25 protein-coding genes and 3 pseudogenes are annotated in these 23,224 nt (G+C 47.4%); 19 read left to right on the forward strand and 9 right to left on the reverse strand.

All coding sequences use genetic code 11. From position 1 onward, the window contains the following. Positions 1 to 215: 215 nt before the first annotated feature. Both hslO and hslR read right to left on the reverse strand, forming a co-directional pair. Positions 216 to 1,061, reverse strand: coding sequence for an Hsp33 family molecular chaperone HslO (gene hslO / locus AT705_RS13690; protein ID WP_058796993.1), 846 nt, complete (start codon positions 1,059 to 1,061; stop codon positions 216 to 218). Between the two features lie 11 nt (positions 1,062 to 1,072). Then, positions 1,073 to 1,483 carry a ribosome-associated heat shock protein Hsp15 gene (gene hslR, locus AT705_RS13695; protein WP_058796994.1) on the reverse strand — a complete coding sequence of 137 codons (411 nt, stop codon included), beginning with the start codon at positions 1,481 to 1,483 and terminating at the stop codon, positions 1,073 to 1,075. Positions 1,484 to 1,724: 241 nt separating this feature from the next. On the opposite strand from hslR, the gene gspC reads away from it, so the two are divergent. The 13 genes from gspC (at position 1,725) to AT705_RS13760 (ending at position 13,714) form a co-directional block, all read left to right on the forward strand. Next, positions 1,725 to 2,615: a type II secretion system protein GspC gene (gspC, locus tag AT705_RS13700; protein ID WP_058796995.1), complete on the forward strand. Its 891-nt coding sequence runs from the start codon at positions 1,725 to 1,727 to the stop codon at positions 2,613 to 2,615. 28 nt (positions 2,616 to 2,643) lie between these two features. Further along, positions 2,644 to 4,704 (forward strand): type II secretion system secretin GspD, encoded by a 2,061-nt coding sequence (gene gspD, locus AT705_RS13705; protein WP_049863344.1) that lies wholly within the window; start codon positions 2,644 to 2,646, stop codon positions 4,702 to 4,704. After that, positions 4,697 to 6,250, forward strand: a complete 1,554-nt coding sequence (gene gspE, locus AT705_RS13710) for a type II secretion system ATPase GspE (RefSeq protein WP_058796996.1) — start codon at positions 4,697 to 4,699, stop codon at positions 6,248 to 6,250. Before gspD ends, gspE begins: the two co-directional genes overlap by 8 nt. Further along, a complete protein-coding gene (gspF, locus tag AT705_RS13715) occupies positions 6,250 to 7,476 on the forward strand; it encodes a type II secretion system inner membrane protein GspF (protein ID WP_058796997.1) in 1,227 nt (408 codons plus the stop codon). The genes gspE and gspF overlap by 1 nt, the downstream gene beginning before the upstream one ends. Before the next feature lie 72 nt (positions 7,477 to 7,548). Beyond that, positions 7,549 to 7,974 (forward strand): type II secretion system major pseudopilin GspG, encoded by a 426-nt coding sequence (gene gspG / locus AT705_RS13720; RefSeq protein WP_010387120.1) that lies wholly within the window; start codon positions 7,549 to 7,551, stop codon positions 7,972 to 7,974. Between the two features lie 5 nt (positions 7,975 to 7,979). Then, on the forward strand, positions 7,980 to 8,603 hold the full coding sequence (locus AT705_RS13725) for a prepilin-type N-terminal cleavage/methylation domain-containing protein (RefSeq protein WP_237113731.1): 624 nt from the start codon (positions 7,980 to 7,982) through the stop codon (positions 8,601 to 8,603). Next, positions 8,600 to 8,995, forward strand: coding sequence for a type II secretion system minor pseudopilin GspI (gene gspI / locus AT705_RS13730; RefSeq protein WP_049863346.1), 396 nt, complete (start codon positions 8,600 to 8,602; stop codon positions 8,993 to 8,995). Before AT705_RS13725 ends, gspI begins: the two co-directional genes overlap by 4 nt. Further along, positions 8,995 to 9,714: a type II secretion system minor pseudopilin GspJ gene (gene gspJ / locus AT705_RS13735; RefSeq protein ID WP_058796998.1), complete on the forward strand. Its 720-nt coding sequence runs from the start codon at positions 8,995 to 8,997 to the stop codon at positions 9,712 to 9,714. Before gspI ends, gspJ begins: the two co-directional genes overlap by 1 nt. After that, positions 9,695 to 10,693: a type II secretion system minor pseudopilin GspK gene (gene gspK, locus AT705_RS13740; protein WP_058796999.1), complete on the forward strand. Its 999-nt coding sequence runs from the start codon at positions 9,695 to 9,697 to the stop codon at positions 10,691 to 10,693. The genes gspJ and gspK overlap by 20 nt, the downstream gene beginning before the upstream one ends. Beyond that, the gene (gspL, locus tag AT705_RS13745; protein WP_058797000.1) at positions 10,693 to 11,901 is read left to right on the forward strand and encodes a type II secretion system protein GspL; all 1,209 of its coding nucleotides are present in this window, start codon (positions 10,693 to 10,695) and stop codon (positions 11,899 to 11,901) included. The genes gspK and gspL overlap by 1 nt, the downstream gene beginning before the upstream one ends. Continuing rightward, on the forward strand, positions 11,898 to 12,374 hold the full coding sequence (gene gspM, locus AT705_RS13750; protein WP_049863350.1) for a type II secretion system protein GspM: 477 nt from the start codon (positions 11,898 to 11,900) through the stop codon (positions 12,372 to 12,374). The genes gspL and gspM overlap by 4 nt, the downstream gene beginning before the upstream one ends. A 2-nt stretch (positions 12,375 to 12,376) precedes the next feature. Beyond that, the gene (locus tag AT705_RS13755; protein ID WP_058797001.1) at positions 12,377 to 13,135 is read left to right on the forward strand and encodes a type II secretion system protein N; all 759 of its coding nucleotides are present in this window, start codon (positions 12,377 to 12,379) and stop codon (positions 13,133 to 13,135) included. A 3-nt stretch (positions 13,136 to 13,138) separates the two neighbouring features. Beyond that, complete coding sequence (locus tag AT705_RS13760; protein ID WP_058797002.1) at positions 13,139 to 13,714, forward strand: UPF0149 family protein; 576 nt, start codon at positions 13,139 to 13,141, stop codon at positions 13,712 to 13,714. Positions 13,715 to 13,719: 5 nt separating this feature from the next. On the opposite strand, the gene AT705_RS13765 is transcribed toward AT705_RS13760, so the two are convergent. Further along, the gene (locus tag AT705_RS13765) at positions 13,720 to 13,923 is read right to left on the reverse strand and encodes a hypothetical protein (protein ID WP_058797003.1); all 204 of its coding nucleotides are present in this window, start codon (positions 13,921 to 13,923) and stop codon (positions 13,720 to 13,722) included. Then, on the reverse strand, positions 13,923 to 14,279 hold the full coding sequence (locus AT705_RS13770) for a hypothetical protein (RefSeq protein ID WP_058797004.1): 357 nt from the start codon (positions 14,277 to 14,279) through the stop codon (positions 13,923 to 13,925). Before AT705_RS13770 ends, AT705_RS13765 begins: the two co-directional genes overlap by 1 nt. Positions 14,280 to 14,512: 233 nt before the next feature. On the opposite strand from AT705_RS13770, the gene ccoG reads away from it, so the two are divergent. The 4 genes from ccoG (at position 14,513) to AT705_RS13790 (ending at position 18,322) form a co-directional block, all read left to right on the forward strand. Further along, positions 14,513 to 15,940 carry a cytochrome c oxidase accessory protein CcoG gene (ccoG, locus tag AT705_RS13775; RefSeq protein ID WP_058797005.1) on the forward strand — a complete coding sequence of 476 codons (1,428 nt, stop codon included), beginning with the start codon at positions 14,513 to 14,515 and terminating at the stop codon, positions 15,938 to 15,940. Between the two features lie 116 nt (positions 15,941 to 16,056). Next, entirely contained in the window at positions 16,057 to 17,031 is a 975-nt protein-coding gene (locus AT705_RS13780) for a serine/threonine protein kinase (RefSeq protein ID WP_058797006.1), read from the forward strand. A 19-nt stretch (positions 17,032 to 17,050) separates the two neighbouring features. Continuing rightward, positions 17,051 to 17,674, forward strand: coding sequence for a thiol:disulfide interchange protein DsbA/DsbL (locus AT705_RS13785; protein WP_058797007.1), 624 nt, complete (start codon positions 17,051 to 17,053; stop codon positions 17,672 to 17,674). 12 nt (positions 17,675 to 17,686) lie between these two features. Beyond that, on the forward strand, positions 17,687 to 18,322 hold the full coding sequence (locus tag AT705_RS13790) for a thiol:disulfide interchange protein DsbA/DsbL (RefSeq protein WP_010387104.1): 636 nt from the start codon (positions 17,687 to 17,689) through the stop codon (positions 18,320 to 18,322). A 59-nt stretch (positions 18,323 to 18,381) separates the two neighbouring features. Here the strand turns inward: AT705_RS13790 and trmA are convergent, their stop codons facing one another. Continuing rightward, positions 18,382 to 19,479: a tRNA (uridine(54)-C5)-methyltransferase TrmA gene (gene trmA / locus AT705_RS13795; RefSeq protein ID WP_058797008.1), complete on the reverse strand. Its 1,098-nt coding sequence runs from the start codon at positions 19,477 to 19,479 to the stop codon at positions 18,382 to 18,384. A 159-nt stretch (positions 19,480 to 19,638) separates the two neighbouring features. Here trmA and AT705_RS13800 point away from each other — a divergent pair, with 159 nt between their 5' ends. Both AT705_RS13800 and murI read left to right on the forward strand, forming a co-directional pair. Further along, positions 19,639 to 20,751: a DUF5610 domain-containing protein gene (locus tag AT705_RS13800; protein ID WP_058798004.1), complete on the forward strand. Its 1,113-nt coding sequence runs from the start codon at positions 19,639 to 19,641 to the stop codon at positions 20,749 to 20,751. Between the two features lie 97 nt (positions 20,752 to 20,848). After that, a complete protein-coding gene (murI, locus tag AT705_RS13805; RefSeq protein ID WP_058797009.1) occupies positions 20,849 to 21,649 on the forward strand; it encodes a glutamate racemase in 801 nt (266 codons plus the stop codon). Here the strand turns inward: murI and AT705_RS25575 are convergent. The 4 genes and pseudogenes from AT705_RS25575 to AT705_RS13810 all read right to left on the reverse strand — a co-directional run. Further along, positions 21,633 to 21,746: pseudogene (locus tag AT705_RS25575) on the reverse strand (RNA-binding protein); the annotation flags it as partial. The gene murI and the pseudogene AT705_RS25575 overlap by 17 nt on opposite strands. A gap of 132 nt (positions 21,747 to 21,878) precedes the next feature. After that, positions 21,879 to 21,992, reverse strand: a pseudogene (locus AT705_RS25580) (RNA-binding protein); the annotation flags it as partial. Between the two features lie 132 nt (positions 21,993 to 22,124). Continuing rightward, positions 22,125 to 22,226 (reverse strand): annotated as a pseudogene (locus AT705_RS25715) (RNA-binding protein); the annotation flags it as partial. 141 nt (positions 22,227 to 22,367) lie between these two features. Beyond that, positions 22,368 to 22,844, reverse strand: coding sequence for an RNA recognition motif domain-containing protein (locus tag AT705_RS13810; RefSeq protein ID WP_058797010.1), 477 nt, complete (start codon positions 22,842 to 22,844; stop codon positions 22,368 to 22,370). Between the last annotated feature and the right edge of the window lie 380 nt (positions 22,845 to 23,224).

Here is a 23,224-nt window from a genome sequence, read left to right on the forward strand (position 1 = left end):
GTTTCACCAAAAGCTGAAATCATAGTAACAGATGAAATTCAGATATTCGAGCCCTGAAACCGGGTAAAACGCCATAAATTTGTCAAAAAAATCGAATAATTTCAATGATACCGGTGTCATAAAATGTGACCTTAAAATGACACCGGTATCAATTTTTGGCGACAAAAAAGCCGCCAAAATGGCGGCTTGTCTCCAAAATGTTAAAAATACCGCGGCTAATTAAAAATTGCCTTGATATCTTGTTCTTCAAATCGGTAGTTTTTTAAGCAGTAATGACAGCTGATATTGATCTCACCTTGCTTCTGGATATCCTCTAACAGTGCCTCCTGGCCGATGTTGGCCAGTGCACTGATGGTTTTGTCACGGCTACAACCGCAGACGAAGTTAATCTCCTGGGGTTCGAACAGCTGCGGGTTATCTTCGTGGTATAAGCGTGTCAGGACTGTTTGTGCGTCCAGCGTAAGCAATTCCTCGTCTTTAATGGTATTGCTCAGTGCTTCTAAATGCGAAAAATCTTCTTCTGACTTGGTTTTGTCTACTGGCAGTACCTGTAAAAACAATCCGGCTGCTTTAGCACGCTCACCATTAACATCGGTGGCGAACCACAAGCGGGTCTTGAGTTGTTCAGATTGGATAAAATAGTCTTCCAGACAGGCTGCTAAGGTCTCCCCGTTCAATGGTACAACCCCTTGATAGCGTTCGCCCTTATTGGGGGTGATGGTGATCACCATGTAGCCTTTACCCATCAAATCCTGAATACTGCCGCCAGTGATTTCACCTTGCAGGCGGGCGATACCGCGCATATTTTGCTTATGATCACCGTTTATGGCCGCGTATTTAACCGGACCATCACCTTGTAATTGTACAGTGATGTCGCCTTCAAACTTTAAAGTGGCAGTCAATAGGCTGGATGCAAGCAATAGCTCACCCAATAAAGTTTGCACTTCCTTCGGGTAGTCATGGCCACTGATAATGTCATTAAAGGTTTGTTCAATTTGTACGAGTTCGCCACGTACATCGAGTTGATCGAAAATATATCGATGAAGTAAATCTTGTTGCATCAATTTGGATCCTAGCTAGATTTCAGTTTGAGCAGTTCGCGACGCTGCTTTTTATCTGGTTTATGCTCAGGGCGCGGTGCAAAAAAACTGTTGTTTTTGCGCGCAATCGCATTTTGTGCCCGTTTTTCAAGGCTGGCTGCCGACTCTTCATAGAGGGTCTGGGCAATGGGGGCGCTTTGGCGCTTTTCCATAAGTTGTAGCACGGTGACTTCTTTCTCATCAAAACCTTGTGCCAGTTTGATCACTGCGCCAGCCTCAACCATTCGGCTGGGTTTACAGCGTTGGCCATTGTAGTGTACCTTGCCACCTTGGATCATCTCGCGGGCGATGGTACGGGTTTTATAAAAGCGTGCCGCCCAGAGCCACTTGTCCAGGCGTACTTTCACTTCGCTTAGGTTGTTTTCTTGATTGACTTTTGTCACAATTCGTTAACTAATGCCCAAAGCTAATTTAATCGGTGAAATTTAACACATTTGATGAGGCAAAAAAAGCATCTGAACACGCTCTGATGTGGTTACATCTCAGCCACAGGCACTGTTAATGCTGTGTTCAGTTAGGTATTCTAAGTTGTACCTATTTACTTTAAAGTTTCATATACGCGTGCTTGTTGAATCGAATTCGAGACGGTACACTGAGGCGCTCAACAGAATAAGAATATGACATATGGAATTACAGCTACAACAGTTGCAAAAATTACTACATAACTTACCCCACGCGAAGCTTAGCCGCCTGGTGGTGTATTTGGCTGTTGTGTATATCGCATTTCTTTTTGCTAAGTTATTTTGGCTGCTTTGGCCAGTACCACAGACCCAGCCTTTACCTACCCAGTCTCAAGTGTATGCGCAGAATTCGGCAGCAGTCAGCAGTCGCTCTATTCTTGGCCACAACGTGTTTGGTAAAGCCAACAAAAAGCCTGTGGTTGAAGCGCCTAAACCGGTGATTTCTGATGCACCCGAAACGCAGCTAAATGTGCGCCTGACTGGTATTGTTGCAGTCAGCCAGAATGATGCTGCCGGGCTGGCGATAATTGAATCTCAGGGGCGTCAGGAAACCTACGTGGTCCAGGATGCTGTTAAGGGTACCCGTGCCAAGCTCGCTCAAGTTCTGCCAGATAGGGTGATCCTGGATGTGAGTGGTCGGTTTGAAACTTTGATGCTTGATGGCATCGAGTTCAGCCGTCAGGTCGCAACACCTGTACAGCCACGTCGTACCACCGCAAAACCAAATAGAGTCAGTAATCAAACCCGTGAGGAGCTGAAGCAACGTCGTGACGAATTGCTGGCTGAGCCGGGTAAATTGTTTGACTACATTCGTATTTCGCCTGAACGACGCAATGGCCAACTGGTTGGTTATCGCTTGCGCCCAGGCAAAGACCCCGAACTGTTTAAGAAAATGGGGCTTAAAAATAACGATCTCGCCATTGCTATTAATGGCTTCCAACTCACGGATATGAAACAGGCTATGTCAGCAATGAATGAGCTGAGAAATAGCACTGACGCCAATATCACGATTGAACGTGACGGCCAGACTGTCGATGTGCAATTTAGCCTGTAAAGACAATAATTTTGGAGTTATAAAAATCATGGGTAGAAAGCTACACCTCACAAAAATCAAAAAAGGGTTAGCTAAGTATGCAGCTCTGTTATTTGCGGCTGGATTGTCCTTGTCTGTTTCTGCGGTTGAGTATGCGGCCAACTTTAAAGGCACTGATATTAACGAGTTCATTAATATCATCAGTAAGAATCTCAACAAAACCATCATTATTGACCCAAATGTACGGGGCAACATTAATGTTCGCAGCTATGAGCTGATGGATGAGGCGCTTTACTATCAGTTTTTCCTTAACGTACTGGAAGTCTACGGCTACGCGGTCGTTGAAATGGAAACTGGGGTACTGAAAGTCGTGCGCAGCTCGGATGGTAAAAAAGCCAATGTACCTCTGGTCGGCGATAGCAACGACAATAACGGGGATGTGATGATCACCCGGGTTGTGGAAGTTAAAAATGTTAGCGTACAAGAACTGGGCCCATTGATCCGTCAGTTCAGTGACCAAAAAGATGGCGGTCATGTGACTAACTTCAACTCCGCCAACGTAATGATGTTGACGGGTCATGCTGCGTCGGTGAATCGCTTGGTTAATATCATCAAGTCGGTTGACCAGGCGGGTGATCAACGCGTTGACATTGTTCGTCTGCAACATGCCACGGCTGACGACGTGGTTCAGGTGGTAGAGAAAATTTACAAAGACGGCGGTAAAAATCAGGTTCCTGAATTCTTGATCCCGAAAATTGTTTCGGACAACCGAACTAACAGTGTGGTGGTCAGTGGTGAAGTACAAGCGCGCACCCGAGCCATTGAGTTGATTAAACGCCTGGATGAAGAATTGCAAAACCAGGGTAATACGCAGGTATTTTATCTGGATTACGCAAAAGCCGAGGAGCTGGTTAAAGTACTGCAAGGGGTGAGTAAAACCCTGCAAGAAGAAGCGCAGGGGGGGAGTAAGACCCGTACCCGCAGTAACAAGAACGAAACCAGTATCGAGGCGCACGAAGATTCAAATTCACTGGTTATCACCGCACAACCGGACACCATGCGCTCGCTGGCCAGCGTAATCGAAAAACTTGACGTCCGTCGTGCTCAGGTACTGGTTGAAGCCATTGTTGTAGAAGTACAAGAAGGTGATGGTATCAACTTTGGTCTGCAATGGATCACCGAAAAAGGCGGTATGTTGCAGTTCAATAACGGCACAACAGTACCGGTTGGCTCTTTGGCTGTGGCGGCTGAACAGGCACGAGATAAGACGGTTGTTCGTACTCAGGCAGGTACAGAAGACCCGACCAAGATAACCGAATACAACGAAACCGTTGAAGGTGATTTAGGTGCACTGGGCTCTTTGCTGGGCGGCATCAATGGTCTGGCAATGGGGGTGGTGAAAAACGACTGGGGTGCGATCATCCAGGCCGTATCAACCGATACCAACTCAAATATTCTGGCTACACCATCAATCACGACCATGGACAACGAAGAAGCGTCTATGATTGTCGGTCAGGAAGTGCCTATCATCACAGGCTCAACGGCCAGTGAAAACAACTCTAACCCATTCCAGACCGTAGACCGTCAGGAAGTGGGTGTTAAATTGAAAGTCACGCCACAAATTAATGATGGCACCGCAGTACAGCTAACCATTGAGCAGGAAGTTTCCAGCGTCAGCGGTGCAACAGCGGTTGATATCTCAGTGAATAAACGTGCTATCAACACAACCGTCATTGCGGATGACGGCGGTATGGTTATCCTGGGTGGTCTGATTGATGAAGATGTTCAGGAAAGTGTCTCTAAAGTACCTCTGTTGGGTGATATCCCATTCTTAGGGCACTTGTTCAAGTCAACGAACACGACTAAGCGTAAGCGTAACCTGTTGGTATTTATTCGTCCGACGATTGTTCGTGACAGCCGCAGCATGAACGAGCTGAGCCATGCTAAATATAAGTTTATCCGCGGTGAGCAGACTAAGCAACGTGAAGATGGTATTGACCTGATGCCGCTGCAGGATGCTCCTATCCTGCCACAGTGGGATGATGCCATGGTATTGCCACCCACGTATGAAGAGTTTCTGAACGAGCAAAACGAGAAGAACAATGACTGAGGCAATACAGGAACTCATTGACGATCATGATGAAACAGCGTTGGCGCTGGATGATTCAATGGATGCAGAGGCCGGGTCGCATGTACGCCTGCCCTTTGCCTATGCCAGACGCCAGAGCTTGCTGTTAAGTCAGCAACCAGAAGGGTTGAAAGTTTACTATAAAGGGCAACCTTCGCTGGATGCATTGCTTGAAGTACGTCGTATTGCACAGGCTGGGTTTACCCTTGAGCAGCTGGATGATGACAAGTTTGAGCTGCTGCTGGAAGCGTCGTATCAGCGAGACAGCTCAGAAACACAGCAGATGATGGAAGACATTGGCAACGAGGTCGATCTATTCTCGCTCGCCGAAGAAATGCCGCAAACCGAAGACTTGCTTGCTGCCGATGACGATGCGCCGATCATCAAACTGATCAACGCCATGCTGAGCGAAGCAATCAAAGAAGGGGCCTCGGATATTCATATCGAGACCTTTGAGCAGGAGTTAGTGATCCGGTTCCGGGTGGATGGTGTGTTGAAAGAGGTGCTTAAACCTAATCGTAAGCTCTCTTCACTGCTGGTATCTCGGATCAAGGTTATGGCCAAACTCGATATCGCTGAAAAGCGTGTTCCACAGGATGGCCGGATCAGTTTACGTATCGCTGGTCGTGCTGTTGATGTGCGGGTTTCCACCATGCCATCCAGTTTTGGTGAGCGTGTTGTATTGCGTCTGTTAGACAAGAACAATGCGCGTCTGAATCTGGAAGATTTGGGAATGACGGAGCGTAACCGAGAGCTATTTGCTGAGATCATTGCCAAGCCACACGGCATCATTTTGGTTACCGGGCCGACAGGTTCAGGTAAGAGTACCACCTTGTATGCCGGTATGACGCAGATTAACTCCAGAGATCGCAACATACTGACTGTAGAAGATCCTATTGAGTATGAGATCCCCGGGATTGGTCAGACTCAGGTGAACCCCAAAGTGGATATGACTTTTGCCCGTGGTCTGCGCGCGATACTGCGTCAGGATCCGGATGTGGTGATGGTCGGTGAGATCCGGGATTTGGAAACAGCCCAGATAGGCGTTCAGGCGTCACTGACAGGTCACTTGGTGATGTCAACACTGCACACCAACACCGCGTCGGGTGCGATCACCCGGATGGAAGACATGGGCGTTGAACCCTTCCTGCTATCTTCATCTTTGTTGGGTGTCTTGTCTCAACGACTGGTACGAACTTTATGCCCTAACTGTAAAGAAGCCCATCTGGCGGATGACCGCGAGTGCGAGCTACTGGGGGTCGAGAAAGGTGCGCAAACGACCATTTATCGTGCTGTTGGCTGTGAAGAGTGTAACTTCAACGGCTACAAGGGCCGAACCGGTATTCATGAATTACTGATAGTGGACGAGCACATTCGTGAATTGATCCATAACGGTAAAGGTGAACAGTCGGTTGAGAAGTACATACGGACGTTCAGTCCGAGCATTCGTCAGGATGGCTGTGCTCGAGTACTGAAAGGTCAGACGACGCTGGAAGAGGTGATGCGGGTCACCCGTGAGGAAGGCTAATGGCTGCGTTTGAGTATCGTGCTTTAGACGGCAAAGGAAAAGAGAAAAAAGGCATACTGGAGGCAGACACTGCCAAGCAGGTTCGCCAGATGCTGCGCGAAAAAGCCATGATGCCACTAGAGGTGGCGCCGGCTGCGGAAAAAGAAAAGTCCGCCAGTTCAGGTGGCTTTAGTTTGTCACGTGGTTATAAACCTTCGGTTTCCGATATTGCCCTGATCACCCGCCAGCTAGCGACGTTGATCCAGTCCTCTTTGCCTGTAGAAGCCGCCGTAATGGCAGTGGCAGAGCAGTGTGAAAAGCCACGTCTCAAACGTATGCTGATGGCAGTTCGTTCTAAAGTTGTTGAAGGTTACACGCTGGCTGATGGTATGTCAGAGTTCCCGCATGTGTTTGATAATTTGTATCGGGCCATGGTGGCAGCTGGTGAAAAGTCGGGCCATTTGGATCAAGTATTAAATCGCCTGGCAGACTATACCGAACAGCGTCAACATATGCGCAGTCAGATCACGCAGGCGATGGTTTACCCTACCATTCTGGTGATATTTGCTATTGCTATCGTGTCGGTTCTGCTGGGTACTGTGGTACCAAAAATCCTAAAAACCTTTGAGAAATCTAAACAGGTTCTGCCGTGGACAACAGAATGGGTTATGGCAGCCAGTAATTTTGTGCAGGCCTACTGGATGGTGTCTCTTATCGCCATTTTCGGCAGCGTCTTTTTAATCAAACAAGCGCTTAAACGGCCCAAGGTTCGCTTTTGGTACGATGCCAAGCTGTTACAGCTACCGGGCATTGGTAAAATTAGCCGTGGCATCAATACCGCGCGTTTTGCCCGTACTCTGAGTATTTTGTCTTCCAGTTCCGTACCTTTGCTGGAAGGGATGAAAATCTCTGGTCAGGTACTGGAAAACGAGAAGATAAAAGCGGCCGTGACCGAAGCGGCAATCCATGTGAGTGAAGGTGCAAGCCTGCGAGCTGCATTAGCACAAACAAAGTTATTTCCGCCCATGATGCTTCATATGATTGCAAGTGGTGAAAAGTCCGGGGAACTGGAGCAAATGCTAGAGCGTGCTGCTAACAACCAGGACAGGGAATTCGAAAGTATGGTCAGCGTTTCGTTAAAACTGCTCGAACCTGCCATGATTGCAAGCATGGCCGTGATCGTGCTGTTTATCGTAATGGCGATCCTACAGCCAATCATGGCGATGAACAAAGCAATTGGTCTGTAGTCAAATTAATTGCATATACAACATCAGCGTGCCGGTCTGGCACCGCACGCTAACAGCATTGAGGTAATCAACGTGAAAAAACAATCCGGCTTTTCATTATTAGAAGTAATGGTGGTTTTGGTCATCATCGGGATGATCATGTCTATCGTGGCGCCTAACATTATGGGTCAACAAGAAGAAGCAGCAAAAGAAAAAGCGATGCTGGACATTCGTCAGATTGAAGACGCAATGAAAATGTACAAGCTTAAGAATAAAAAGTATCCAACCACAGAGCAAGGTCTGGAAGCCTTGGTAACACAAACCACCATTGACCCTGTACCAAAGCGTTTTCCGGACGGCGGTTTCATTTCAAAGCTACCTGAAGATCCTTGGGGTAATCCGTATCAACTGGTTAGTCCGGGTGAAATGGGTAAGATCGACGTCTTTTCTATGGGGCCTGACGGCGAAGTAGGCACAGAAGATGACTTGGGTAACTGGGACAACGAAGAAGACCGTTAATTCTTATGCACACAGCAGTAAACCTTCAATCCGGTGTGCGTCAGGCACACCTGCCTAAATCTGGCCGTCAGGCCGGGTTCAGCCTTATCGAAATCCTGATGGTGCTGGTGATCATTGGCTTTTCAGTCAATCTGGTCACTTATACGCTGTCTGACGATATGGAAGAAGAATTGGAGCGTGAAGCGCTCCGACTGCATAGTGTGATCAACATGGCCTCTGAGTTTGCCATTCTCAATCAGATTGAGCTGGGCTTTCACCTGGATAAGAAAAAGCTTGAATTTCTGGTTTTTGACGGTGAAAAGTGGACGACTTTTGAGGCCGAAGAACTCTATCAGGCAGTAGAGTATTCAGATGAGTATAAAATTGTACTCACGACGGAAGATTTAGCCTGGGCACAGGACAATATGCTTGAGCAGGCCAATTGGCGTGAGTTGATGGGCAGCGGCGATGAAGAAAGCCTGCTGGAACTGAAAAAACTGAAGATCCCTCAGGTCTTGTTATTGTCGTCGGGAGAGGTCAGTGCGTTTCAGCTCAGCCTTGAGCTCGAGGAAGACAGTGAGCCCGTGTATTTTGTTGAAGGCGAGTTTATGGCGCCGGTGAATTTACGCAAGGAGCCGGAAGACTCATGAATGGCCTGGTAGCAAGGACAAAACAAGCTGGCTTTACACTCCTTGAGGTGATGGTTGCACTCAGTATCTGTGCCGTTGCGGGGATTGCTGCGATGCAGGCAACGGGTGAGCATATCAATCACATCAGTACCCTGGAACAGCAAGCTTATGCTTCCTGGGTGGCCGAAAACCGCCTTGTAATGATGCGCGCTGGCGCCAAAGAGGGCGCGGTACGCAATGGCCTTAAAGGCGATGAGGAAATGGGCGGAGTAACCTGGTATTGGTCACAATCTACTCTCGCAACGGCTGACCCCACTTTTGTAAAGGTCACCATTGAAGTGTTTTCCGATGAAAAACGTGAACACTCAGTGTATGACCTGACCACCTTTATTTATAAAAAAGGGAAGCGATAATGCGCGCGCATATCTCCTCCCGACAGGGCGGCTTTACCCTGATTGAGGTATTACTGGCCCTGGCTATTTTGGCCATGGTAGTCACTGCCACCCATCAGATCCTGGACACCACACTCAGAGCCAAAGAAGCATCTGAAGAAACCGTGGCAGAGCTGGAATCATTGCAAACCATGTTTCGTTTGATGGACCAAGATTTCAATCAGATGACCAAACGGGAAGTGCGTAATGAGGCGGGGGATTTTAGCCCAACCTATATCATTCATGGTCGCTACAACCTGAACAGTCAGTACGATGGGATTGCTTTTGTACGTGATGGCTGGACCAATCCAATTAGTCTGCTGCCTCGTTCTGAATTACAGGCTGTAGGTTATCGGGTAGTCGATGATAATCTGGAACGCATTTACCGAATTTATGTTGATCAGCTCGATGGCACTGAACCTCGCAGTCAGGTGATCCTGGAAAACGTTGAAGAGCTTAAATTTGAGTTTCTGGACGATAAGCAGAAGTGGCAGAATAGCTGGGATATTAAAGCGCTGCCTTTGGCGGTTGCTGTGACGATACAGCAACAAGAGGCTGAGCCAATCCGACGCATCTTTTTGACGCCAGGCGATGGCAAAGTGAAACAAGCCAGCAGCGGTGACGATAATCGCAACGGCAATAATAACAATAACAACGATAATAACGGTCGAAATGACAATGATGGACAAAGGAGGGGCTAGCGTGAAATCTCAACGTGGTGCAGCGTTAGTCATCGTTTTGTTTATTGTGGCTCTGGCTGCGACTATCGCCACAGAAATGACCATGAGTCTGATGGTACAGGTGCAAAAAGCCACCAATCTGCAGACCCATCAGCAAGCCAAGTGGTATAGCTATGGGGCGGAAGAGTTGGTTAAAAAGGTCTTGCTCGATAGCCGTAAAGACGAGCCGGACAAAGTCCACCTGGGACAACCCTGGGCATTGGAAGAGGTACCCTATCCGGTTGATCATGGCACCCTGAGCGGTGAGATCACGGATTTACAGGCCTGTTTAAACCTCAATGCATTGCGTAATAAACCGCAAAACAGCGGCGGCCGAAATGAGACAAGCCCGGCGCACAAAGCGCTGCTTGAGCTGTTAAAAAACATCGAAGACTTGCCCAGTGAAGAAAGTGAAGAGGCTATGGCAGATAGCGTCTATGACTGGCTGGACGATGACAGCATTACGTTCCGCTCGGGTGCTGAAGAAGATGAATATATGTCACTCAGAACCCCTTATCTGACAGCAAATAACTTGTTTGCTTCAGTCAGTGAGCTGAGGATCATCAAAGGGTTTAACCCTCTGGTGATGGAAAAGTTACTGCCTTATGTGTGCGTTATCCCGGGCAGCACTGAGTTGGCGATTAATGTAAATACCATTCAGCCTGAGCAAGCATTGTTGCTGAGCGCGTTAATGGAGGGGCTGAGCGAGTCTGGCGCAGAGGCGATTATTTCGGCTCGTCCTGAAAAAGGCTTTGACTCAATACAGGAATTTTATTCGGAAGCGGCAAATCAGGGTGCTTCCGACAAACAAAAGAACGATAAAATTTTTACTATTTCAAGCAATTATTTTAAGTTACGAGCAAAGGCTCAGTTCGATGAGCGTTTGTTTCGCCTGACCTCAATAATCGAAATAAAAGATGGTCGAGCGAGCATCCTAGCGCGTAAATTTGGAGGCGTTTAGTGTCAGAAAAATTGATGATCCGTGTGGGTCACTCACAACAAGAGCCGGTTCACTGGTTAGCCTGGTCGGCGCAAGACGCGCAGATCATTGCCAGCGGTGAGCTGGAGCATGCCGGACTGCTCGGTGAGCTTAGTGAAAAAGCACAAAGCCGCTCGGTTGTCGTGTTGCTGCCAGCCTCTAGCGTGCAGTTAAAAACGATTGATTTACCGGCCAAGTGGAATCGAAAACTGGAGCAGGCCCTGCCTTTCATGCTGGAAGAGCAAATTGCCTGCGATATTGATTCGGCCTTTATCGCAGTAGGTAAAGCGGGTCAGCGTGACGAGCAGCACACCATAGATGTGGCCTTATGTGATAAAGCCTGGTTAGTAGCCTGGATGGCGTTATTCGATGATTTTGATATCAGTGTTCAGCGCTTGCTGCCTGATGCATTATTATTGCCTGCGCCGCCAGACAATGCTATCAGTGCCATAGAGCTGGGCACGCAGTGGTTGTTCCGCTCAGCAGAGTGGCAGGTCAGTGGCGTTGAATCTGACTGGCTGGCTGGTTTCTTAGGATTGCTACCTGAGGAACGCATTCAACACTTCAGCCCGGGTGAGGCACTGGCGTCGAACAAAACGCTCGATGCGATGGAAAGCGAGTATGACTTACCATTGGCGTTATTTGCCAAACAACTTGAGCAGCAAAGCTTTAACTTACGTCAGGGTAAATTTGCCGCCAAGAAAAAGCAGCCTCAGTGGTGGCGTGATTGGCAAGCAGGCTTAATTGCCGCGTCAATCGCCCTGGTCTGTTTTATCGGCATAAAGTCAACGCAGCTGATCTTGTTGCAGAATCAGGCTGACGAACTAAGCGCGCAGGCTGTTGCCAGTTATAAGCAAGCTTTTCCGAATAAAGTGGTGCGTCCGCACTTGTTGAAAAAACAGATCCAGAATGAGCTGAATAGTTTATCAGGCGAGCAGCAAGGTGGCTTCCTTGAGTTGACCAATCACTTTGTGACTGTATTCGATGAAGTGAAGGACTTTGAACCCGAAACACTGCGCTATGACCAACGTCGTAACGAACTGCGGATCCGGGCAAAAGCCAACGGCTTCCAGGTCTTTGGACAGGTGAAAAGCATCCTGGAGCAGCGCGGCATGACTGTGCAGCAAGGTGCACTTAATAATGATGGCGACTACGTGATTGGTGAGATCCGCATTCGAGGTGCAGCATGAAACAGCAAGTGATCAATTATTGGCAATCTCTTAAAGAGCAGGAGCAAAAGCTCCTGATCCTTGGCGGGGTTGTGTTTTGTGTGTTTGTGCTGGTGATGGGGATCATCCGTCCACTCAATAGCGCGGTTGAAAAAGCAGAAAAAGAAGTCGATAAACAGCAGGCACTGGTTTCCTGGGTAGGCAAAAGTGTGACCCAGCTGAAGAGCCAGGGGGCTGGCCGCGCCTCTGCGGCCAATGTTAACCTGACTCAATTGGTAAACCGTACGCGTGGTAAATATAAAATTGTCATCAGCAAAATGCAGCCCAATGATAATGCGCTGCGCGTCAATATCGACAATGTGGAGTTTAACCAGTTGATTGCCTGGCTGGACGAGCTGACCAATCAGCATGGTGTTAAAGTGGCTAATCTGGATCTGGGTAAGGAAGATGCGCCCGGGTATGTTCGAGTTAGCCGTCTGGTATTAGAGAATTAAGTATGAAGAAGATCATCAGTTTAGTGCTGGTTTTTTTGCTGGCCTTTGGTGTTTTTGCTGCCATTAGCATGCCAGCCAGTATAGTTTTGCAGCTTTCGCAGGGCTCTTTACCTCGTGCGTTGGCCATTGGGGCCGTATCGGGCTCGGTATGGGAAGGGCGGATCAGTGAAGTCCGTTACGAAAATGTGCAACTGAATGACGTCACCTGGCAGCTAAATGGCTGGGGACTGTTAACGGGTCAGTTACAGGGTAAAGTACGTTTTGGCTCACCCAGAGCACTGGATGAAATTTCTGGTAGTAGTAATTTCTCTGTGTCTTTACTGGACCAGGCTGCGCAGCTGGATGATGCCACTTTGCGTTTTAGCGTCGAACAGGCGATGCAGCAGGTTACCCTGCCGCTGCCCGTGGATGCTAAGGGTCGCGTGATCCTGAGTATTGATGAGTACCATACCGGTCAGCCATACTGTGAGGCGCTCACCGGTGAGATCAGTAGTCCCAATATTGATATCAAAGGGCTTAGTGGCTGGTTCAGTATCGGTGATATGAGTGGTGTACTGAGCTGTAAATCTGGCGATATTGCCGTCACAGTGGATCCGGAGAATCGCTTAGGCCTGCGTGCTGACGCAACGTTGGCTGCCAACATGCAGTTCCGCGTTGCAGGCAATATCAAACCCGAAGCCTCTTTACCAAAAGAAGTCCATGATGCGGTTAAATTCTTAGGTCGTCCTGACAGCGAAGGGCGTTACCCGGTGAACTTATAAATCATGATGACGTTTAACTACGACGCGCAGCATCAAACTGCGCTGACTAATTATCTTGAGCAGCGGCCTGGTGCATTGAGCCTGCGCGCTGTTGAAGGCTATTTGTTTGGGTTGATTTGTAGCCCGGACGGGATAGAGCCAGAGCAATGGCTAAGCGAGCTGAGCCTGGATGATGAGGCGCTGGAAGAGCACATTGTGTTTGCTTTCTTAGCACTGCATCATCATATCAGCGAGCAGGTTTTCTCTGATCAATTTGCTCTGCCTGCACACGCACAGTCTCCTTGGTCGGAAAAGCAACAGTGGAGCCAGGGCTTTTTACTGGCCAGCCAACCCTACTATGAGCGCTTAGTGACCGCTTCTGAGGTGCCACAAGAATTGGTTGAGGCGTTGCAAATGGCAACTGAGCAACTGGCATTTTTCAGTTTGCAAGAACAGCAAGTAGCCCAGTTTTGTCAACAGTCGGGGCAAGAGATGTCGGCCTTTTGTGACCAGCAATTGAGCTTAGCCAATGACTTTGCGCAAGGCTATGCAGCCTTGATTGAGCAGGTCGCTCTGGCGAGCGGCCTGTACAACGAGTAATTCAGTTATATCAAATCCAGTTCAATGTGAGTGCAGCCTTTTGCGCAATGTGCACTCCCTTTGGTTCCCTTTGCAGCGGTCAGGTCAAGTTGGATTGGCTGCTTACAATGCTGACACAGCACCGTCTGGCCTTTGCTCAGTTTCTTTAGCAGCGCTTTTTGTTCATTGAAAGATTTTGCGCTGGTTTTGTTCAGTTGAGAAAAGTCCATTACAACCCCGCCTCACGCAGAGAGCCGGCCGCGATTTCACACACATCCAGTAGCTTGGGACCATAAAAGTACATATTCAGCTCATTGCCTTCACAAAACTTGAGGTGAAACACTTTCATTTTTTCATTGGTCGACAGGGCAGACATAATGTAGTTCTGCTCTGACTCGGTTAAGGTTAGCTCTTTTTTGATCTGCTGGCGTGCGAGCTTGGCTGCCAGGCTATACTGGGCTTTGCTTGTGTCACCAAGCAGATCAACGCCGTACTGGATAATCTGCTCACGCGGCTCTTTGATACTTGGGTGGTCAATGGTAAACAGAGCCAGTATTGCCACGACTAAAATTAAGTACTTTTTCATAACTGCAACAACTTTGATCTAAACAGCTAAAAGATGTCGCCAGTGTAATAAAATGACGGAATTAAAAGCAAGTTTAACGCTCAGAATTTTTTATTACCCGAAATGAACGCGATGCTGTTTTATGTCGGGTTTTCCCTTTAAAATGAGCGAGATCTGATCCAGATTGATATACTACATATATAAAATAGAGGTCACTGTAGCAAGTACCTGTCCCAGGCGCGTAAGGAGCTGTGATGGACAAGCAAATTAAGGTCAAAAATATTCCCGTCGACGTCAAAATCCACAAACCCGACGATTTACAACCAGACAGGTTTAACCCTCGTAATCGCATTTATGTCAGGGCCGTCACCGGATTGCACCAAAAACTCAGAAAGCAGGTCGGCTTTATCGGCATGCTGGCATTCATGCTGTTGCCCTGGATTAATTACAATGGTGAACAAGCGGTGCTGTTCGATATCTTTGAGCAAAAATTTAATATTTTTGGTCTGACACTGTGGCCTCAGGACCTCACCATTCTGGCCTTTATTTTGATGATAGCGGCCTTTGCCTTGTTTCTGGTAACGACTTTCTATGGTCGGGTGTGGTGCGGTTATACTTGCCCGCAGACGGTCTGGACGTTCATTTTTATCTGGTTTGAAGAAAAGCTGGAAGGTACCGCCAATCAGCGTAAGAAGCTTGATCAGCGGCCCATGGACTTTGACAAGTTCTGGCGTAAATCAGCCAAACACCTTAGTTGGGTGCTGTTTTCTCTGTATACCGCCATTTCGTTTGTCGGCTATTTCACGCCTATTCGAGAATTACTCCCCGACTTGCTGATGTTTTCAGCTTCGGGGTATGCGGCGTTAAGTGTTGCGACCTTTACTCTGTGTACCTATGGTAATGCCGGCTGGATGCGCGAGATCATGTGTCTGCATATTTGTCCTTATTCACGTTTTCAGTCTGCGATGTTCGACAAAGACACTTTCACTGTTAGCTATGACACCGCGCGTGGCGAAAATCGCGGACCTCGTGGTCGTAAGGAGGATCCGAAAGCACTGGATCTGGGTGATTGTATCGACTGTAAATTGTGTGTGCAGGTTTGTCCGACCGGTATCGACATCCGCAATGGGCTGCAATACGAGTGTATCAATTGTGGTGCCTGTATCGATGCATGTGATGGTGTAATGGATAAAATGAACTATCCGAAAGGACTGATCTCATACACAACGGAACGCAACTTGGAAAGCAGCATTGAAAAAACCAAAGCTGTGCGGGGCAAGTTGATTGGCTACCTGCTGATCCTGATTGTCTTAAGTGGTGCTTTGGTTGCCAATGTTGCGATGCGTAAAACGCTCGATTTGGATATTATCAGAGACAGAAACCAGTTGTATCGCGTCAATGTAGAAGGGCTGGTTGAAAACACGTATACACTGAAGATGATCAACAAAGCACAAGTGCCTCAAACTTTCCTCATCAGTATTCGCGGTTTGTCTGATTTCACAATTCTGGGCAAACAGGAGATCCATATTGCGGCTGGCTCGACGGTGGATCAGCCGTTGTCAGTCGTCATTGACCCTTACGATTTGACGTTACCGGTTACCGAGTTTGAGTTCGTCATCACAGTTAAAGATGCGCCCTCTGAGTCTATTGCACAGCCGACAAACTTTTTTAAAGGTCGTTAGCAGAGATAGGGTACAATGGGGTAACTCAGATAGACATTATAAAAGCGGGGTAGCCCGCTTTTTTGTTACTTTGTCCTATGCCAGTCTATGGAACAGGGCAGTGAAAGGTAAACATTATGACAGATTTCAGCTTTCAAAATTTAACGCCCGATCTGATCCTAGATGCCATTGAAAGCGTCGGGGTTTATCCTGAATCGGGGTTGTTGCCCCTCAATAGTTATGAGAATCGGGTGTATCAGTTTCGTGCTGATGATAACCGTCGCTACGTGGCGAAGTTTTATCGTCCTGAACGCTGGCATTCCGAGCAAATCCAGGAAGAACACGACTTCACGCTTGCCCTACAGCAAGCTGAAGTACCGGTTGTTGCCCCTCACCGTGTAGAGGGGCGCAGTTTGTTTGAGCATCAAGGCTATCGATTCTGTCTGTTTCCAAGTGTCGGAGGTCGCCAGTTCGAGGTGGACAACCTGGATCATCTGGAAATGCTAGGGCGTTATATTGGGCGCTTGCATAGTGTTGCGAAGCAGGATGACTTTGTGCACCGTCCGGCAATTGATGTGACCAGCTATCTGCATCAGCCGCGTGTCGATATTTTGGCTTCTGAGTGCTTGCCTGATACATTGCGGCTTGCATTTACTACCGTGCTTGATCAGGTCATTAACAAAGCAGAAGAAAAATTCACACCAATCCAGCCGATCCGTTTGCATGGTGATTGCCATGCTGGCAATATTCTATGGTCTCAGGAACAGTTAATGATAGTGGACCTTGATGATTGTCGTCAGGGACCCGCGGTTCAGGATCTCTGGATGATGTTAAGTGGTGACAGGCAGAATCAGGTGATGCAACTTGATACCCTGTTATCTGGCTATGAAGAGTTTGCCTCGTTCGATGCGCGCGAGCTCGCCTTAATTGAGCCGCTGAGGGCCATGCGTATGGTGCATTACATGGGATGGCTGGCTAAGCGTTGGCATGATCCGGCGTTTCCCCGGAACTTTTCGTGGTTTGCAACAGACAAATACTGGGAACAGCAGATCCTGGCATTAAAAGAACAACTTGCCGCTCTGGATGAAGCGGCGATCAGTCTTTATCCATAAAAATTTAGAGAGAATAGTAATGTTAAAATCGATCAAGGTTGCGCTAATTGCGTTGTGTATGCCAGTGTTGGCAATGGCAGCCGACTTCACGGATGGTAAGCACTATCAGACGTTAACGACAACAAAAAGTGAGTCGGCCAAAGTCACCGAGTTCTTTTCTTTTTATTGCCCGCATTGCTTCCAGTTCGAACCGGTTGCTAAAGCGCTGGAGAAAAGCCTGCCACAAGGTGCTGTGTTTGAAAAAAGCCACGTTAACTTCCTGGGTGGCCTGGCACCAGAAGTTCAGAGCAACCTGAGTTATGCCTACATCATTGCAAAACACCATGGTAAAGCACAGCAGGTGAGCGACCAGCTCTTCAACACCATACATGTGCAGCAAGTGCAACTAAAAGACTTAAAAGATGTCAAAAAGTTACTGGAAGCGAATGGGATCAGTGCTGAGCAGTTTGACGCTGCTATGGCAAGCATGCCGGTGATCAGCGCTGAGAAAGCGATGGTTGAGAAGCAAGATGCATTTAGTAAAGCGGGTGCCTTAACGGGTGTCCCCACTTTTGTTGTGAACGACAAATATAAGATTAACCTGAGAGAGCTGAGCAGTCAGGCTGAGCTTGATGCTCTGGTTAAACACCTATTAGAAAAATAAGGGAAGCAGACTATGTTTAAATCTATTTGCGCCGCCGCATTGGCGCTGTTCCTACCTTTAATGGCCAATGCTGCTAACTTCCAGGAAGGCAAGCATTATGAAGTGGTTGCGGAGCGCGGTACAAAGAAACCTGAAGTCACAGAGTACTTCTCTTTTTATTGCCCTGCCTGTAACAACTTTGAATCATTGATTGGTGAATTTAAGCCAAAACTGGATCAGGATGTGAAGTTCAAAAAGAGCCACGTCGACTTTGTTGGCGTCAGAGACCCTGAAATTCAGCAAATGATGAGCACGGCATTGGCGACAGCGTCAGTTCTGCCGCAAAAAGACAAGATTGTATCGGCCATGTTTGCACATTTGCACGGCAAGCGCGGTAAGTTCAATGAAGTAGCGGACATCAAAGATCTGTTTGTTGCACAGGGCGTGTCTGCCGAGAAGTTTGACAAGCTGTATAAGAGTTTCTCAGTTCGCACAAAAGCGAAGAAAATGAAACGTGCGCAAGAGCAAATGCAGGACAAAGGTGCATTGAGTGGTGTACCGACGTTTATCGTCAATGGTAAATACAAACTGATCTTGTCGCGAGAGTCGGGTGTGACTTCACCGGATGACATTGCCGCATTGATTAATTATCTGGCAAAAAAATCTTAATTTGCCAGAATGAAAAAACCCGCGATGGACGCGGGTTTTTTTATGTCTTACATTCGCATTTACTTTCTGGTTAGAAAGACACCCGATTCAACATGGTGGGTGTAAGGGAATTGATCGAAGATAGCGATACGCGACACCTGATGCGTTTCACACAGCAATTCCAAATCACGTTCCAGCGTATCCGGGTTGCAGGAAATATAGATGATGTTGTCGTATTGGCTGACCAGTTTACAGGTTAATTCATCCATGCCTGCGCGCGGAGGATCTACCAGAATGGTCTGGCAGTTGTAACTGTGTAGATCTATCCCCTTGAGGCGAGAGAACTGTTTTTCGCCCTTCATCGCTGCTGTAAATTCTTCACTCGACATACGAATGATATCAAGGTTATCTACCTTATTGGCTGCGATATTGTATTGCGCTGAGTGTACAGAAGACTTAGAAATTTCTGTGGCCAATACCCGATTAAATTGACCCGCCAGGGCGATGGAAAAGTTGCCATTGCCACAATACAGTTCAAGTAAGTCGTTTTGCAGTGGTGCGCACAAGTCTTGTGCCCAGGCCAGCATCTTTTCGTTTACTGCAGCATTGGGTTGAGTAAAGCTGTTTTCGACTTGTTGATAGGTGTACTGCCTGTCATTAACAGTCAGCCGTTCAGTCACAAAGTCATCACCAAATACCACTTTTTGTTTTCTGGCTCGGCCGATAAAGTCGACTTTATAGCTCTGCTGTAGCTCGTGACGCAGCGCTTGCATAGCTTCTTGCCAGGCATCGTCCAGTGCTTTGTGATAAAGCAGGCTGATCAGTACTTCTCCACTGAGTGTGGTGAGATAGTCAATCTGAAACAGCTTACGGCGCAGGATCTCGTTGTGACGTAGTTTATTCATCATCACTTGCATCATTTCATTGACCAGAGGCGCACCTGGATCAAACTGATCCACTCGGATCTTCTCTTTGGTTTGTTGGTCGAACATGATGTGGAACAGATCGTCACCATCATGCCAGACTCTGAACTCACAACGCTGACGATAGTGGCTTTTGGGGGAGTAGTACACTTCCAGCTGTGGCGCATCGAAGCGGGCAAATTGCGCACTGATCCGCTGTTGTTTTTCTTTCAACTGTTGCTCGTAGGTCGAAGTGTCAATCGTGATCACCGCCATATTAAAACCACCATAGTTAATGCAAAGAGGCGCTATTTTAGGATGCGCTTTCGATTTGTCCAGCACAGAGCAAAACTTTTTGCTCTTTTATTGTACAATACACTTAAGCTTATGGCGTTTTGGCCGATAACCAACTATCAAGTAAAGCGGAGAGCAGACATGAAAATCGGACAGTTGAATCAGCTGTTGAATCCGGCGATGCAGCATAACGCGGGTAAAGCTAAATCGCTTATCCCTAATATGTCAATTAATACGGATAGTTACCACGGAAACAAATCCCAGGCAGCGGCAAAAATGCTCGATGATAAACTGGCGCAGGCGCTGGGCATTGAGAAAAAAGAAGAAAAAGACAAGCCGCTGTTTGATTTTGAGGAAATAGTTAAAAATGTGTTGGGGTTTGTACAGGGGGCTGTGAAGAAAGCCAAAGCCGCAGGGGAAGACGACGACACACTCAAGAGTATGCTTGATCAAGCACGCAAGGGCGTGCAGATGGGGATTGATGAAGCGTCCGAAGAGTTAAAAGGCACTGGTTTATTCAATGATGAAATTGAAGATGGGATAGAAAAGTCCCGAGAAGGTATTTTTAACGGTCTGGACGAATTTGAAAAAGAGTTGTTTGATCCTAAGCCTCAGCAAGTCTCTGTTAGTGCCGCTCAGTTTGCCAGCTTATCGAATCAGGCTGAATACGCCTTTACCACAGCAGAAGGCGATGAAGTGGTAATTTCATTCAGTGATGCGATGAGTCAGTCTAAGGCGGCCAGTTACGCGCGCAATGGCGATGGCGAAGGATTTGCTTATGGTGAGCAGAGCAGTCATGAACTTAACTTTTCTATCAGTGTGAATGGGGAGCTGAATGAAGATGAACAGGCTGCCATCAATGATATGATGAAAGATATTCGTGATGTCAGCGACACCTTTTTTGCTGGTGATTATGACGATGCCTTTGCCAAAGTGCAGGAGCTGGGCATTAACAGTGAACAAATCGTCAACTTCACCATGGACTTGCGCCAGACTAAAACCTCGGCAGCGATTGCTCAGTATCAGCAAAGTAATCCGATGAAAGATCTGGAAAAAGCATTACAGCCATTGGATCAGCGTTTGGAAGGGATCCATGATGAGGCGAAAGGACTGGGTATAGAAGCTCAGTTACCGGATATTATGGCGTGGATCAATGAGGGCCAGGCACGTCTGAATGAGTTTCTGGATTATGCTGAAGGCTTCTTCAGCGCCCTGGAATCACGTCAAGCTGAGAAGCAAGACCAGCAGGTATAATAGAGCGTCTGAACCCACTCGGCTTAAGCTGACACAAGTATTTATTTTAAACCCTGACCGTGGCACACTGCGCGCGAACTGTAATTAAGGAGCGCATGTGCCACACATTCTCGTTTTTGATTCTGGTATCGGCGGAACCAGCGTGCTTGAGCACATTCGTGCAGTACTGCCTCATGCGGATTATAGCTATGTGATGGACAACGTGCTGCTGCCTTATGGCTTACAGTCCCAGCAGACCATTCAGCAGCGTTTGGCTGCCCTGATAAAGTGGTTTGATCGCGAGTTGCATCCGGTCGATATCATAGTGATTGCATGCAATACCGCCTCAACTTATGCATTGGAATCCACGCGTCAGTTAACCTCTATCCCGATTGTTGGAGTTGTGCCTGCCATCAAGCCTGCAGCCATCGCCAGTCGTAGTCGACATATTGGCTTACTGGCGACGCCTGCAACGTCCGGAAATACATACACCCAACAACTCATTACGCAATTCGCGAACGAATGCCAGGTTGATTTGTATCAGTCGACTAAATTGGTTGAGCTGGCTGAGCAGTTTTATTGGTCTGGTGAGATTGATAGTGAGCAGCTTGCCGCTGAGATCAAACAACTTGAACTCGCCACAGGGCTGGATCACTTAGTCCTGGGGTGTACGCACTTTCCTATTATTGCGAAACCTTTGAGTGAGGTTATCTCTGAGTCGGTGACCCTGATTGATTCAGGTGCTGCAATTGCCAGGCGTGTTGCGTCCTTATTGGCGCAAGGGTGCACCATGGAAGAGCCAAGGGGGCCAGTTCAGTGCAATGGCGTTGAGTCAGGACTAACGAATTGGTACGCGACAGCAGCCCAGGCATATAACATTGATCGACCAGACGTCAGATTGATCAGTCTTGATCGTTAGTGGTCAGTGACGCTTGTTTTTGTTTCGCTTCTCTGACTTTTAACGTACGTTGCTGAAACTCAGATTCATTGAGTTCGTTGATGGCCTTGAGAGCATCGGGGCATGGTGGGGGCATTTCGATATAGCTTTGTACAAGTGCGAAAATACTGCAGGAATAAAAAAGGGGTGGTAACCAGATTGGCACCACCCCTGTTAGTGTGTACAACGAGCTATTGTAAAATGAGTGAGATCAGTCTTGATCGTTAGTGGTCAGTGACGCTTGTTTTTGTTTCGCTTCTCTGACTTTTAACGTACGTTGCTGAAACTCAGATCCATTGAGTTCGTTGATGGCTTTGAGAGCATCGGGGCATGGTGGGGGCATTTCGATATAGCTTTGTACAAGTGCGAAAATACTGCAGGAATAAAAAAGGGGTGGTAACCAGATTGGCACCACCCCTGTTAGTGTGTACAACGAGCTATTGTAAAATGAGTGAGATCAGTCTTGATCGTTAGTGGTCAGTGACGCTTGTTTTTGTTTCGCTTCTCTGACTTTTAACGTACGTTGCTGAAACTCAGATCCATTGAGTTCGTTGATGGCTAGAGCGTCGGGGCATGGTGGGGGCATTTCGATATAGCTTTGTATAAGTGCGAAAATACTGCAGGAATAAAAAAGGGGTGGTAACCAGATTGGCACCACCCCTGTTAGTGTGTACAACGAGCTATTGTAAAATGAGTGAGATCAGTCTTGATCGTTAGTGGTCAGTGACTCTTGTTTTTGTTTCGCTTCTCTGACTTTTAACGTACGTTGCTGAAACTCAGATTCATTGAGTTCGTTGATGGCCTTGAGAGCATCGGGCTGCGGCATTTCGACAAAACCAAACCCTCGGCGTTTACCTGTATTCTTATCTTTAAGCAAACGAACCGAAAAAACTTGTCCCTTTTCTTCGAACAAATCGCGGACAACTTGCTCATTTGCTCTGTAGGGTAAATTACCGACATAGAGTGTGGTTGTTTCTACCGAACCACTGATGCTACTACTACCAGTATTTCCTGTTGAGGAAGCAAATGCTGAAGCAATACCTCCAATTATGATGCCTAGCGCCAATAATAGGGCGGGATCTACTTGACTATTTAGCAGTACAAAATGACCGAGCGCGTAGCTCAGTATTGCCAGGAGAAGTACAGTAAATAGTGTCTTACGATCGAGAATATTCATAAGGATCTACCAAAAAACGTTGAATACACATTAATTTAACAAGAAAGGTTGCTATATTAACGACTTAATCAAATATCGCAATAATTAAATATAGAACTTGTTGAAAAGATTGCACCTTATCTGCGGAATTAGTCCGAGTATTGAGGGTTTAAAGATAAATGATCAAAAAGATCAAAAAAGGGGTTGCAATAGTTTTCGATTTCCCTATAATGCGCATCCACCGACACGGAGCACAACGCTGAAAAGCAACGAGTTAAGTGAAGGGAAAGCCAAACGGAAAGCTTAATTAAGAAAAATTAAATTTTCTAGTTGACTTTAAAAGTGAAGCGGTTAATATGGCGCTCCACTTCGCAGCGAGGCTGCGGTAACTAGCGAAGTTT

It is taken from the genome of Pseudoalteromonas rubra (genome assembly GCF_001482385.1).
GTDB classification, from domain to species: Bacteria; Pseudomonadota; Gammaproteobacteria; order Enterobacterales; family Alteromonadaceae; genus Pseudoalteromonas; species Pseudoalteromonas ardens.

What these genes read in the sequence shown, in the direction of transcription:
- hslO (WP_058796993.1), bottom strand. Translation starts at nt 1,061, where the DNA reads ATGCAACAAGATTTACTTCATCGATATATTTTCGATCAACTCGATGTA.
- gspC (WP_058796995.1), top strand. Translation starts at nt 1,725, where the DNA reads ATGGAATTACAGCTACAACAGTTGCAAAAATTACTACATAACTTACCC.
- gspD (WP_049863344.1), top strand. Translation starts at nt 2,644, where the DNA reads ATGGGTAGAAAGCTACACCTCACAAAAATCAAAAAAGGGTTAGCTAAG.
- gspE (WP_058796996.1), top strand. Translation starts at nt 4,697, where the DNA reads ATGACTGAGGCAATACAGGAACTCATTGACGATCATGATGAAACAGCG.
- gspF (WP_058796997.1), top strand. Translation starts at nt 6,250, where the DNA reads ATGGCTGCGTTTGAGTATCGTGCTTTAGACGGCAAAGGAAAAGAGAAA.
- AT705_RS13725 (WP_237113731.1), top strand. Translation starts at nt 7,980, where the DNA reads ATGCACACAGCAGTAAACCTTCAATCCGGTGTGCGTCAGGCACACCTG.
- gspI (WP_049863346.1), top strand. Translation starts at nt 8,600, where the DNA reads ATGAATGGCCTGGTAGCAAGGACAAAACAAGCTGGCTTTACACTCCTT.
- gspJ (WP_058796998.1), top strand. Translation starts at nt 8,995, where the DNA reads ATGCGCGCGCATATCTCCTCCCGACAGGGCGGCTTTACCCTGATTGAG.
- gspK (WP_058796999.1), top strand. Translation starts at nt 9,695, where the DNA reads ATGGACAAAGGAGGGGCTAGCGTGAAATCTCAACGTGGTGCAGCGTTA.
- gspM (WP_049863350.1), top strand. Translation starts at nt 11,898, where the DNA reads ATGAAACAGCAAGTGATCAATTATTGGCAATCTCTTAAAGAGCAGGAG.
- AT705_RS13755 (WP_058797001.1), top strand. Translation starts at nt 12,377, where the DNA reads ATGAAGAAGATCATCAGTTTAGTGCTGGTTTTTTTGCTGGCCTTTGGT.
- AT705_RS13760 (WP_058797002.1), top strand. Translation starts at nt 13,139, where the DNA reads ATGATGACGTTTAACTACGACGCGCAGCATCAAACTGCGCTGACTAAT.
- AT705_RS13765 (WP_058797003.1), bottom strand. Translation starts at nt 13,923, where the DNA reads ATGGACTTTTCTCAACTGAACAAAACCAGCGCAAAATCTTTCAATGAA.
- AT705_RS13770 (WP_058797004.1), bottom strand. Translation starts at nt 14,279, where the DNA reads ATGAAAAAGTACTTAATTTTAGTCGTGGCAATACTGGCTCTGTTTACC.
- ccoG (WP_058797005.1), top strand. Translation starts at nt 14,513, where the DNA reads ATGGACAAGCAAATTAAGGTCAAAAATATTCCCGTCGACGTCAAAATC.
- AT705_RS13780 (WP_058797006.1), top strand. Translation starts at nt 16,057, where the DNA reads ATGACAGATTTCAGCTTTCAAAATTTAACGCCCGATCTGATCCTAGAT.
- AT705_RS13785 (WP_058797007.1), top strand. Translation starts at nt 17,051, where the DNA reads ATGTTAAAATCGATCAAGGTTGCGCTAATTGCGTTGTGTATGCCAGTG.
- AT705_RS13790 (WP_010387104.1), top strand. Translation starts at nt 17,687, where the DNA reads ATGTTTAAATCTATTTGCGCCGCCGCATTGGCGCTGTTCCTACCTTTA.
- trmA (WP_058797008.1), bottom strand. Translation starts at nt 19,479, where the DNA reads ATGGCGGTGATCACGATTGACACTTCGACCTACGAGCAACAGTTGAAA.
- AT705_RS13800 (WP_058798004.1), top strand. Translation starts at nt 19,639, where the DNA reads ATGAAAATCGGACAGTTGAATCAGCTGTTGAATCCGGCGATGCAGCAT.
- AT705_RS13810 (WP_058797010.1), bottom strand. Translation starts at nt 22,844, where the DNA reads ATGAATATTCTCGATCGTAAGACACTATTTACTGTACTTCTCCTGGCA.